The organism is Magnetospirillum sulfuroxidans (assembly GCF_018224925.1).
Lineage (GTDB): Bacteria > Pseudomonadota > Alphaproteobacteria > Rhodospirillales > Magnetospirillaceae > Magnetospirillum > Magnetospirillum sulfuroxidans.
Genome location: NZ_JAGTUF010000007.1, coordinates 1 through 10,841 on the forward strand (window position 1 = coordinate 1; position 10,841 = coordinate 10,841).

General features: G+C 61.4%; 9 protein-coding genes, 1 tRNA gene and 1 pseudogene. 7 read left to right on the forward strand and 4 right to left on the reverse strand.

Going from position 1 to position 10,841, the window contains the following annotated elements; genetic code table 11:
• The 3 genes and pseudogenes from KEC16_RS09220 to KEC16_RS09230 all read right to left on the reverse strand — a co-directional run.
• Window positions 1-548 (reverse strand): annotated as a pseudogene (locus tag KEC16_RS09220) (hypothetical protein); the annotation flags it as partial.
• A gap of 327 nt (window positions 549-875) precedes the next feature.
• Window positions 876-3,161, reverse strand: coding sequence for an nSTAND3 domain-containing NTPase (locus KEC16_RS09225; RefSeq protein ID WP_283091901.1), 2,286 nt, complete (start codon window positions 3,159-3,161; stop codon window positions 876-878).
• Window positions 3,162-3,588: 427 nt separating this feature from the next.
• Window positions 3,589-3,664: transfer RNA gene (locus KEC16_RS09230), tRNA-Thr, on the reverse strand.
• A gap of 118 nt (window positions 3,665-3,782) precedes the next feature.
• Here KEC16_RS09230 and KEC16_RS09235 point away from each other — a divergent pair.
• From KEC16_RS09235 to murA, 3 genes are all read left to right on the forward strand, one after another.
• A complete protein-coding gene (locus KEC16_RS09235) occupies window positions 3,783-3,956 on the forward strand; it encodes a hypothetical protein (protein ID WP_211548120.1) in 174 nt (57 codons plus the stop codon).
• A gap of 72 nt (window positions 3,957-4,028) precedes the next feature.
• The gene (dcd, locus tag KEC16_RS09240) at window positions 4,029-4,583 is read left to right on the forward strand and encodes a dCTP deaminase (protein ID WP_211548122.1); all 555 of its coding nucleotides are present in this window, start codon (window positions 4,029-4,031) and stop codon (window positions 4,581-4,583) included.
• 71 nt (window positions 4,584-4,654) lie between these two features.
• Window positions 4,655-5,953, forward strand: a complete 1,299-nt coding sequence (murA, locus tag KEC16_RS09245; RefSeq protein WP_211548125.1) for a UDP-N-acetylglucosamine 1-carboxyvinyltransferase — start codon at window positions 4,655-4,657, stop codon at window positions 5,951-5,953.
• On the opposite strand, the gene KEC16_RS09250 is transcribed toward murA, so the two are convergent.
• Entirely contained in the window at window positions 5,954-6,679 is a 726-nt protein-coding gene (locus KEC16_RS09250) for a formylglycine-generating enzyme family protein (protein WP_249209022.1), read from the reverse strand. It lies immediately after the preceding gene.
• A 105-nt stretch (window positions 6,680-6,784) separates the two neighbouring features.
• Between KEC16_RS09250 and KEC16_RS09255 the strand changes: the two genes are divergently transcribed.
• From KEC16_RS09255 to KEC16_RS09270, 4 genes are all read left to right on the forward strand, one after another.
• Complete coding sequence (locus tag KEC16_RS09255; protein WP_211548127.1) at window positions 6,785-7,111, forward strand: hypothetical protein; 327 nt, start codon at window positions 6,785-6,787, stop codon at window positions 7,109-7,111.
• Between the two features lie 165 nt (window positions 7,112-7,276).
• Window positions 7,277-8,932, forward strand: coding sequence for a peptide ABC transporter substrate-binding protein (locus KEC16_RS09260; protein WP_211548128.1), 1,656 nt, complete (start codon window positions 7,277-7,279; stop codon window positions 8,930-8,932).
• Window positions 8,929-9,888, forward strand: a complete 960-nt coding sequence (locus tag KEC16_RS09265) for an ABC transporter permease (protein WP_211548131.1) — start codon at window positions 8,929-8,931, stop codon at window positions 9,886-9,888. Before KEC16_RS09260 ends, KEC16_RS09265 begins: the two co-directional genes overlap by 4 nt.
• Window positions 9,885-10,727, forward strand: a complete 843-nt coding sequence (locus KEC16_RS09270; protein ID WP_211548132.1) for an ABC transporter permease — start codon at window positions 9,885-9,887, stop codon at window positions 10,725-10,727. The genes KEC16_RS09265 and KEC16_RS09270 overlap by 4 nt, the downstream gene beginning before the upstream one ends.
• The last annotated feature ends 114 nt before the right edge of the window (window positions 10,728-10,841 follow it).

A 10,841-nucleotide genomic window follows, 5' to 3' on the forward strand; every position in this document is an offset into this window, starting at 1 on the left:
TAAAAGCCCGTGCCGCTTCGAGGCCGAAGCTGCATAGACAGAGAAACGCTCTCCACTCTTTCCGGGCAAGTCCAGTTAGCGAGAAGCCACCCCAGATAATCCTTCAAATGCTCCGCCGTCATAGACTGCGTTTTTACGAAAAATAAGTGGCTGCCAATTGCAAGCCAATAAATCATCCCTCGTACGAACTGCGCCCCCTGCGGAGCGCTTCTTTCATTCAGACTGAATATTTCAGCTACAGTCAAATTTGAGAGCTGAACCTGAGATGCCCGGAGTTCTAGGAGCGCTTGGAACCCACCATCTTGGATAAGGCACATCTCGCCAAATACTGCGCTCGCCAGATCGGCAACTCTGTTGAGAACGACTTGACGGCCATCGGGGGCTGTGAGCGCGTATACGCGATCTTGCGCTCTTTGCCAAAGTGCCGTGCCGCTCGCGTCAACCTGCGACAGGGCGTTTCGGCAAAGCGTATCCAGTTTTGCAAGCGGCAGCCCCCCTGCTTGGGCAGAAAAACGGCGATAATGGACCATATGGTAGGACGTTGCCATGGAGCCCCCCCCCCGATGTCGCGGCTGACTAAAGCCAATGGTGCTACGTGATTGCATGGTTAATGCACCGGTGGCATGCTTTTAGCATCTTAAAACCTTGGGCTGCGGTCAAACAAACTCTATCGTTTTCTATCCGCGCGCCAACAACAACCATCACGACTTGTTCTAGCCTTCAGCTATGCGGGAAATGGGTGATGACAACCTGAGAAAGGCGCCGTATTGGGGCGGGACGCCTAATGTCCGCCTGATTGTCCCATCTTCAGTTAACGGGATTTTCCGGCCCATTCCGCTCATTCTGGTTTGCGCCCCATAAAAGCCGCTCATAAACTACCGGGATAGAAGTGGCGCGAAAAGATTCTGGATTGCTGCGTCATCGAAGGTTTCGTTCTCCTGCTTTCCACGGCCGACTTCGGGTGCATCAGCGGTTGTGATTTCTTCCTCTATGGCCTTGATCCGTTCCTTCACGATCTTTTCGGCCCGTGCGATGACAGATTCCAGAACCCCTGCTCGGGGACCAAGAACGCCCAGATAGCCCATGTGGTCGTTTAGCGTGGAGTCTGAATCCAGCTCCGCAACGCGGTCAGATATTTCCTCGATCTCGCGGACGATGGCATGGTCCATGGCCGCTATAATGTTCGGAGATACCCTTGTTCGATCCTCCTCAATCGCGTCGGAGATTGTCTTTAGGTCGTCCGTTCCTATGTAACCGTTGAGCATGCCGATGAGACCGGCCTCTAGGTGCCCAATCATTACCTCGACAAAGGGAAAGCCGTCGAAATAGTCAGGGTCTAGCAGCTCGCGCAGGAGCTCAATCATCTCCGCTCCATCCCGCCAGGCGTCAAATCCGCCCGGAGGGCTTGCCGCAAGTTCGACCGCGAGAACCGCGAACCGGGCTTCGTCGCTGGCCGACCACCAAGCCAGAAGCAGCTTGAGCCGATCAATGATCCCTAAATCCGACAGGAAGTATGAGTTGGGCTGGTCCGGATTTCTTCCCCACATCCTGATGCTCGAAAAAGTCTCAGCCACGGACCGGAATGCAAGCGCCAGCTCTCGCCGAACAGAGGCGTTGAAACCGCCTTTGCTCCCAAACTTCCAGACCGCTTTCGCGTAATCCGCTTTCTGCGCAGCGCGGGCAAACTCTCCCAGCAGCACAGAGTCATTCAAGTACTCCGCCATATAGTCGCGGACTGAAGGATTGATGTAGCTGATCGACCTGCCGCTGATATTGATGAAGCTGCCTTCCAGGGTCCGTATCGATTCCTCAAAATCTTTGGGATCATGCGCAACGCCGTAACGTGCACACAACGCCGTGTGGAGCGGATCATAGGCTTGCCGGAGCGTATCGCGCTCTACGCCGTACTCAGAGCAGAAGAACATCGCGAAAAGAAGGTGACGACACTTATCATCGATGTGGGTTCGAAACGCATTGTCCCACAACCGCGAAGGATTCTTGAGCGTGGTCAGGAAGGCGTTCGCATAGTCGTTCGGCTCGACATCCTGGATGTGAATAGCGTCGGTCATCCATTCGATGATACGCGGGTTGTAGTTCCTGTGGTCGACGATCTCGGGAATTTTCCCGCTGTGGATGAGCGCCTGCACATGCGCGATCGGCGTGCCTGCGACGACGAGATGATTGTAGAGAATGCGCGCCCGGATACGTCGCGCATAGACGCCCACGTCCAGCACGTATTTGGTAACGTCGAGGCGCTGGTCGGCGAGATTCTCAGACAGCCGCCTTGCGTCTTCGAAAATATAGGCTCGTGTCGTCAGAATGAATCGGGCGTTAGGCGACCTGCGCACCCGGCTCATGAAGCGCGTGAGGTCCGAATCCTTTGAGGAGAGGGCCTGCTTGTCGAGGGCGATCTTCCCAAGAAAATCGTCGAAAAGAAACACCTGCTTCTTGGTATCGATAATGGCGGCAAAACCGTCTTCAAGGCTACGGATGGGTACGAGTTCCCAGTCCTGACCGAGATAGGCATAGGCGATCATTTCACCGAGCGTGGTTTTACCTACGCCTGGCGGTCCGGAGATGATAAGGAGGTGGTGCTTTTCCACCCTCTCGGACGCCTCCGTAAAGCTAGGGTTTTGGACATAGACCTTTAGCTTCGCCTCGATTTCTTCTTTCGTGATGGCGACGTAGGCGTGCGATGCGGATCGTACCACCCGGTCGAGAATGGCGGCACTGGACAGCCAAAGCTTGATATGGGCCTTTTCGATGCTCGGATATTTGCGAAGCAACGCCTCTAGATCGTCTGGACCGAAGATATCGCTTTCCGACACAAGGGCCGGACCGATTTCATTGGCGAGCGAAGCCTTGTTCGCAGGGGTCAGTGGGCGTGAGGTGGCCAGCACATAGCGCGAAGGCCCAAGTTTATCGATCGATGCGCGCTCTTTTCGCATCACGGCTTTCAGCGCAGCGAAGGTCGAACGTTCCATGTGCTTGGCCTGGAGAACAATCGATCCCTTGGCAGCGCCTGGGGCGTGCCGTCCATCGATCCCACCGTCCGGCCCAGCACAAAATGCCTCGAAACGAACGCCGAGTTCTTCACCGATCAGGTCGCGCACGAGATCTTCGAAGTCGGCCCCGTTGAGGGGTGAAAAGTTCCTGCTCAAACCTACTCACCTTCCCAGCGGGTGATGATTGTAGCTTGATATTAAGCCCGTGAGCGCGCGTGGGGCTAGTTCTCATAGTCAGATCCGAGAACTGCTTGTCCGGGAGCCGACCATCTCTGTGTCTGACACGGATCAGGAGAGGACGCTCGCGGATTGGCGAGCAGATGTCGGGCGCAGGTCGAAAGCTGCGAAAGGAATTTAGCCCGTGCGAACGGCTGCTATCCAACCAATTCGTTCAGAACCTGTCTGGCAGCGAGCGGCCCGTACGCGTCCATTGAGGCCGCTCCGCCTAAAGCGTCGATAGATGGCGAAACCTTGCAACGTTTTACCGCCGCTTGTGTCCGCCCTGTGTCCGCGAGGGGAAATGGGTTGCTGGGCACCAAACCCCAGAACGGCGAAAACCCCTTGGTTTCCCAAGGGGTTTTCATGGTGCTGCCGAAAGGAATCGAACCTTCGACCTTACCCTTACCAAGGGTATGCTCTACCAACTGAGCTACGGCAGCGTCTTCGTGAAGGGCGGTGCCCCGTGAAGAGGGGCGCTTTATGCCAAAGCTTTGGCACGTGGTCAAGCGCTTTTCTTGATGATCTTGACCAATGGGCAAAAGCAGCGACAATGCGCGCATGAACGATTCCGAGAATCCCACCGAAACCAGCCCGAAAGCGGGCGCCCAGGCCGAGCTGCGCCGCCGCCGCCAAGCCGAGGCCCTGCGGGCCAACCTCGCCCGCCGCAAGGCTCAGGACCGCGCCCGTGCCGCCGATGACGAGCAACCGCCGAAGGATGGCGGAAAAGACTGATTTCCGCGCCCTTGCACCTGGCGGAAAGTGACGCTACAACGGGCGGCTAAAGTCTGTGGAGCACACTCGATCATGTCCGTCATGCCCGACACCTGGATTCGTGAAATGGCCACCAAACATGGCATGATCGAACCGTTCACCGAAAAGTTGCAACGTGACGGCGTGATTTCCTATGGGCTGTCCTCCTATGGCTACGACGCCCGCGTCGCCCCGGAATTCAAGATCTTCACCAACGTCGATTCCGCCGTGGTCGATCCCAAGCAGTTTTCCGACAAAAGTTTCGTCGATCGCGAAACCGAGATCTGCGTCATTCCGCCCAATTCCTTCGCCCTGGCCCGCACGGTGGAATATTTCCGCATTCCCCGCGATACCTTGGTGATCTGCCTGGGCAAGTCCACCTATGCCCGTTGCGGCATCATCGTCAACGTGACGCCCTTGGAACCGGAATGGGAAGGCCATGTGACCTTGGAATTTTCCAACACCACGCCGCTGCCGGCCAAGATTTACGCCAATGAGGGCGCCTGCCAGTTTATCTTCCTCAAGGGCGCCAGTCCGTGCGAGACCTCGTACCGCGACCGTTCCGGCAAATATCAGGGCCAGCAGGGCGTCACCCTGCCCAAGCTGTAAAAAGCTTGAAAGGCATCATGGGCAGGGGCTAAACCCTGCCCTTTGTTTTTTCGATTTCCAAAGGACCAAGCATGGACAGGATCCGCATCGTCGGCGGCACCCCGTTGAAGGGCACCATTGCCATTGGCGGCGCCAAGAACGCCGCTCTGACCTTGATGCCGGCCTGCCTGCTCACCGAGCAAACGCTATCGCTGTCCAACCTGCCGCATCTGGTCGATATCACCACCATGGCCAACCTGCTGGCCCAGCATGGCGTCGGCATGGCGCTGAACGGCGCCTCGGCCCAGGGCGGCCACACCGGCCGCGTGCTTGACCTGACGGCGGCCGACATCACCAACACCACCGCGCCTTATGATCTGGTGCGCAAGATGCGCGCCTCGGTCCTGGTCTTGGGGCCGTTGCTGGCCCGCTGCGGTCAGGCCAAGGTCTCGTTGCCCGGCGGCTGCGCCATCGGCACCCGCCCGGTCGACCTGCACCTCAAGGCGCTGGAACAGATGGGCGCCGAAATCGAACTGAGCGAGGGCTATATCCACGCCAAGGTGGCCGGCCGCCTGAAGGCCGCGCACATCATCTTCCCGCAGGTCACCGTCGGCGGCACCGAGAACATCTTGATGGCCGCCACCCTGGCCGAGGGCGAAACCGTCATCGCCAACGCCGCGCGCGAGCCGGAAGTGATCGACTTGGCCCAGTGCCTGGTCGCCATGGGCGCGAAAATCGACGGCATCGGCACCGGCACCTTGCGGATCCAGGGCCAGGACCGCCTGCATGGGGCCGAATATTCGGTGGTCCCCGATCGCATCGAGACCGGCACCTACGCGGTCGCTGCCGCCATCACCCGTGGCGATGTCGAATTGGTTGGCGCCCGCTATGACCTGATGGAATCGGTCAACAAAAGCTTGCGCGAATGCGGTGTGGTGATCGAAGAAACCGCCCGCGGCATGCGCGTGCGCGGCGACGTCACCGACATCGTCGGCGCCGACATCATGACCGAACCCTATCCCGGCTTTCCCACCGACATGCAAGCGCAGTTGATGGCCTTGGCCGCCACCGCCAACGGCGCCTCGATGATCACCGAGACCATCTTCGAGAACCGCTACATGCATGTGCCGGAATTGCTGCGCATGGGCGCGCGCATCAACGTCCACGGCTCGTCCGCCATCGTCCGCGGCGTCAAGGCTCTGTCCGGCGCCCAGGTGATGGCCACCGATTTGCGCGCCTCGTCCTCGTTGATCCTGGCCGGCCTCGCCGCCCAGGGTGAAACCGTCATCAACCGTGTCTATCACTTGGATCGCGGCTATGAGCGGGTCGAAGAAAAGCTGGCCGCCTGTGGCGCCCAGATCGAACGCATCAAGGGCGAAGCGGCGGAATAATCAATCCCGCGCCACCCGAAAGCCGATGTCATAGCCAAAAGCGCGCGCATCTTCCCCCACGCGGGAGGCCGAGCGTGATTGGTACGGCACATAATACCAGCTCCCGCCCTTGACCGTGCGCTTGGGGCAACCGGGCTCGATCCGGGCGATGGCGTCGCGGGGGCGGTCCTGATGGCTGGGGAACCAGCAATCACTGGTCCATTCCCACACATTGCCGTTCATATCGGCCAAGCCCCAGGCATTGGCGGCCATGGTGCCGACCGGGGCGGGACGGCGATCAAAGCGCGGGTCGCAATGCTGACACACCGCCATCCCTTCCTCCATGCTGCCCCCCCAGGGGAACATGCTTTGGCTGCTGGCACGGGCGGCATATTCCCATTCAGCTTCACTGGGCAGCCGGTAATGCTGACCGGTCCGCCGGGATAACCACGCCGCAAAGGCCTGGGCATCGGCGAAAGTAACGTTGGTCATCGGCATGGCGTCTTCCGGCCAGCGCAATCCGGCCTTGGCGGCACAACCGCCGCCGGCGACGCAGGCCTTCCACTGGCCCACGCTGGTTTCGGTGCGGGCCAGGGCGAAAGCCGCCACCCGCACGGTGAACGGCGCCGCATCATCCCCCAGACGCCCCAACCCGCTTGGAATCGCCACCATCTCCGGACAATCGGGACAATCGGCGGCACGGGCGGGAAAGGTCAAAGCCAGCAGCAGAAATAACCAGCGCATCATGCCTGTTACACTTTGTTGCCAAAAAGGAGAAAGCGGACATCCCATGGTTACCCCCAGGGGGTCAAATGAATGCATGGAGGAACAGGATTTGTACAGGAGGAAGCCATGACGACCACATTGAAAACCATCGCCGTTTTCGTCGGTCTGCTGCTCCTGGCCGGTTGCGCCGCCAATGCCGACGACACCCCGACCAAGACCAACGCCGGTTACGGCCCCGGTTGGCGCCACGAACAAATGATGCAGGCTCGCGCCAACGGAACCTTCACCCCTGGTCCGATGATGGCCGCCCCCGGCCAGATGATCGGACGCGGACAGGGCTTCGGCCCCGGTATGCGCGGCTATGGCCCGCCGGTGGACGCCAACGGCAACGTCGATACCAGCAAATTGCCGGCGTGGTGCCCTTATGCCGATCAGGCTCCCGCCACCGAGTAGTCATCCTCCTCGCCCCGCCCCCTGACGGCTCGACCGTCGACGCCCCCGCCTTTTGCCAAGGCGGGGGCGTCTGTTTGCCATCGGCCGATAAAATCAGAAAATTGGGCGCTGATTGATCCAGAGGGTCTGGTGTACCATGTCCGCTGATCGCCGTTCGGGGGACCGATGCCGTTTCTTGTCCGTAGCTTGTTGACCATCTTGCTGTTGGCGCTGCCGTTGACGGCACGGGCCAAGGACGATCTGGTCATCGGCATAACCCAATACCCGGCCAGCCTGCATCCCAACATGGATTCCATGATGGCCAAGACCTATGTCATGGCCATGGCCTTACGGCCGCTGACCACCTTCGACGCCAAATGGCAATTGATCTGCATGCTGTGCGAACGTCTGCCCAGCTTCGACAACGGCCTGGCCAAGCGTGCCCCCCTTGCCGCCGGCAAAAGCGGTGTGGCGCTGACCTATACCTTGCGCGCCGACGCGTTTTGGGGCGACGGCGTCCCGGTCAGCACCGACGACGTGCTGTTCACCTGGGAGGCTGGCCGCCATCCGCAATCCGGCGTCGCCAATGCCGAGTTGTACCAGCGCATCTTGAACATCGAGGTCAAGGACGCCAAAACCTTCACCGTGCACCTGGACCGGCTGACCTTTGATTACAACGCACTGAACGATTTCCAGCTGCTGCCCGCCCATATCGAACGGCCACGTTTCGCCGCCGCCCCGGCCGAATACCGCAACCGCACCGCCTATGACCAGGATTCCACCAATCCGGGCCTCTATAACGGCCCCTACCGCATCAGCGCCGTCTCTTTGGGCAGCCATCTGATTTTAGAGCCCAACCCCCATTGGCGCGGGACCAAGCCCGCCTTCAAACGCGTGGTCATCCGAACGGTGGAAAACACCGCCGCCCTTGAGGCGCAATTGCTGTCGGGCGGCGTCGACATGATCGCCGGCGAGCTGGGCCTGCCGCTGGAACAGGCGGTGGCGCTGGATAAACGGGCCGATCCGCGCTTTCGCGTCTTGTTCAAATCCGGCTTGGCCTATGAACATCTGGACATCAACCTGTCGTCGCCAATCATGGCCGACAAGCGCGTGCGCCAAGCCTTGCTGTACGGATTGGACCGCCAAGGATTGAGCCGGCAATTGTTTGACGGCCGCCAGCCGGTGGCCGATTCCAGCGTCAACCCACTCGACACCGTTCACGCCGACGACACCCCGCACTATTCCTATGACCCAGCAAAGGCGGCGCGCTTACTCGACGAAGCCGGCTGGATTCAGACCGGCGCCGTCCGCCGCAACGCCAAGGGCGAGGCCTTGAGCGTCGAGCTGATGACCACCGCCGGCAATCGGTCGCGCGAATTATTGTCGCAGGTGATCCAGGGACAATGGCGCAAGCTGGGGATCGACACGCGACTGAAAACCGAACCGGCGCGGGTGTTTTTCGGCGAGACGGTGACCAAGCGGCGCTTTGCCCATCTGGCCTTGTTCGCCTGGATCTCGTCGCCGGAAAGCGTGCCGCGCTCGACCCTGCATTCCAGCCAAATTCCCGCCGCCGCCAATAATTGGACCGGGCAGAATTACGCCGGCTATGCCGATGCGCGCATGGATGCGCTGCTTGACGCCATCGAAATAGAGTTGGAAGCGCCCAAGCGCACCGAATTATGGCGGCGTCTGCAACACCTGTACGCCGAAGAATTGCCGGCATTGCCGCTGTTCTTTCGCGCCGACGCCTCCATCCTGCCCCGACAATTGCAGGGGCTGGCGCCCACCGGCCACCAAAACCCTTCGACCTTATGGATTGAAAACTGGCGGTGGCAACCATGACCGGCTGGCTGGGTTCACGCCTGATCCAATCGCTGATCGTTCTCGTGGTGATGAGCGCGGTTATTCACGGCCTGATGGGGCTGATGCCCGGCGACCCCATTGATCTGATGATCGCCTCGGACCCCCATCTGAATGCGGCTGACGCCATCCGCTTGAAGGCGCTTTACGGGCTGGACCGCCCCTGGGGGGAACGCTATCTCGCCTGGATCGCTCAGGTGCTGCGGGGCGAGCTGGGCTATTCCCGATTGTTCGCCAAGCCGGTTCTTGCAATCATCGGCCCGGCGCTGCTCAATTCCCTGATCCTGATGTTGTCCGCCTTGGCCCTGTCGCTGCTGATCGCCGTGCCGCTGGGTATTGTCGCCGCCTTGCGGCCGGGCCGGGCGCTCGATCATCTCATCAATGCCGTGTCGTTCGCCTCGGTGTCGTTGCCGACCTTCTGGCTGGGGCTGATGCTGATGGTGGTGTTCGCCGTGCTGCTGGGCTGGCTGCCCGCCGGCGGCATGCAATCCTTAAGCGGCGAGGCCAGTGGACTGGCCGACAGCCTGCGCCACATGGCCTTGCCGGTGGCGACCCTGACCATCGCCGGCATTGGCCAATACGCCCGCCACACCCGCGCCGCCATGCTGGCCGAAGCCGGCCAGGATTATATCCGCACCGCCAAGGCCAAGGGCTGCGGCCCGGCCCGGCTGGTGCTGCGCCACCAGTGGCGCAACGCCCTGCTGCCGCTGATCACCTTGTTGGGACTGGAATTCGGCACTCTGTTTTCCGGTGCCCTGATCACCGAAACGGTGTTTGGCTGGCCCGGCATGGGCAAGCTGATCGCCGACGCGGTCATGGGCAACGATTTCAATCTGGCGCTGACGGCGCTGATGTTGGCCACCGCCATGACCTTGCTCGGCTCGGTTCTCGCCGACCTGCTGATGGCCCGGCTTGACCCACGGATCAAACTGCGATGACGCGCGACCTTCCCGCCTTGATCGGCGCCACGCTGCTGGCCGCGCTGCTGGCCGCCACCGTGCTGGCGCCGTGGCTGGCCGCCGACCCCGAGGCCATGAACCTGTCGGCCATCCATGCCGCCCCCAGCGTGCAGCATTGGCTCGGCACCGACGAACTGGGCCGCGATGTCGCATCGCGGCTGCTGCATGGCGGCCGGGTGTCGCTGGCGGTGGCCTTGACCACGGCGGTGCTGGCGGCGGGCCTAGGCACCTTGATCGGCCTGCTGGCCGGCTATCACGGCGGCCGCCTGGACGCGGTGCTGATGCGGCTGACCGATGGGGTGATGGCGCTGCCGCTGCTGCCGCTGCTGATCGTGCTGGCCGCCCTGGATCCGGCCAAGCTGGGGATCGGCGATGAAATCCGCGACAGCGAGATCTTCACCATCGGCCGCATGGTGATCATCATCGCCCTGGTCGGCTGGACCGGCGCGGCCCGACTGGTGCGCGCCCAAGCCCTGACGGTGAAAACCCGCGATTACGTCCGCGCCGCCACCGCCTTGGGGGCGACGCCGACCCGGATCATGCTGCGCCATATCCTGCCCAACGTCGCTTCGCCCATGGTGGTGGCGGCGACGCTGTCGGTGGGCAACATCATCTTGGTGGAAAGCGCCCTGTCATTCCTGGGCCTGGGCGTGCAGCCGCCCACGGCCAGTTGGGGCAACATGCTGACCGGGGCGATGAACGTGGTGTGGAGCGCCCCGGCCCAAGCCCTATGGCCGGGGCTGGCCATCTTCATCACCGTGCTGGCCTTCAATCTGGCCGGCGACGGTTTGCAACGGGCCTTGGACCCAAGGAAATAATCCCGCCCGAGCGGCACCTGAGCCGCCCGGCACGGGTGGGCTTTCGGCCCTGAAAGCCCGAGCGGCACCTGAGCCGCCCGGCACGGGCGGGCTTTCGGCCCTGAAAGCCCGAGC

Excerpts from the sequence above, each read along its gene's own strand:
- KEC16_RS09260 (WP_211548128.1), top strand. The coding sequence starts at position 7,277 with ATGCCGTTTCTTGTCCGTAGCTTGTTGACCATCTTGCTGTTGGCGCTG.
- murA (WP_211548125.1), top strand. The coding sequence starts at position 4,655 with ATGGACAGGATCCGCATCGTCGGCGGCACCCCGTTGAAGGGCACCATT.
- KEC16_RS09270 (WP_211548132.1), top strand. The coding sequence starts at position 9,885 with ATGACGCGCGACCTTCCCGCCTTGATCGGCGCCACGCTGCTGGCCGCG.
- KEC16_RS09250 (WP_249209022.1), bottom strand. The coding sequence starts at position 6,679 with ATGATGCGCTGGTTATTTCTGCTGCTGGCTTTGACCTTTCCCGCCCGT.
- KEC16_RS09255 (WP_211548127.1), top strand. The coding sequence starts at position 6,785 with ATGACGACCACATTGAAAACCATCGCCGTTTTCGTCGGTCTGCTGCTC.
- KEC16_RS09265 (WP_211548131.1), top strand. The coding sequence starts at position 8,929 with ATGACCGGCTGGCTGGGTTCACGCCTGATCCAATCGCTGATCGTTCTC.
- dcd (WP_211548122.1), top strand. The coding sequence starts at position 4,029 with ATGTCCGTCATGCCCGACACCTGGATTCGTGAAATGGCCACCAAACAT.
- KEC16_RS09235 (WP_211548120.1), top strand. The coding sequence starts at position 3,783 with ATGAACGATTCCGAGAATCCCACCGAAACCAGCCCGAAAGCGGGCGCC.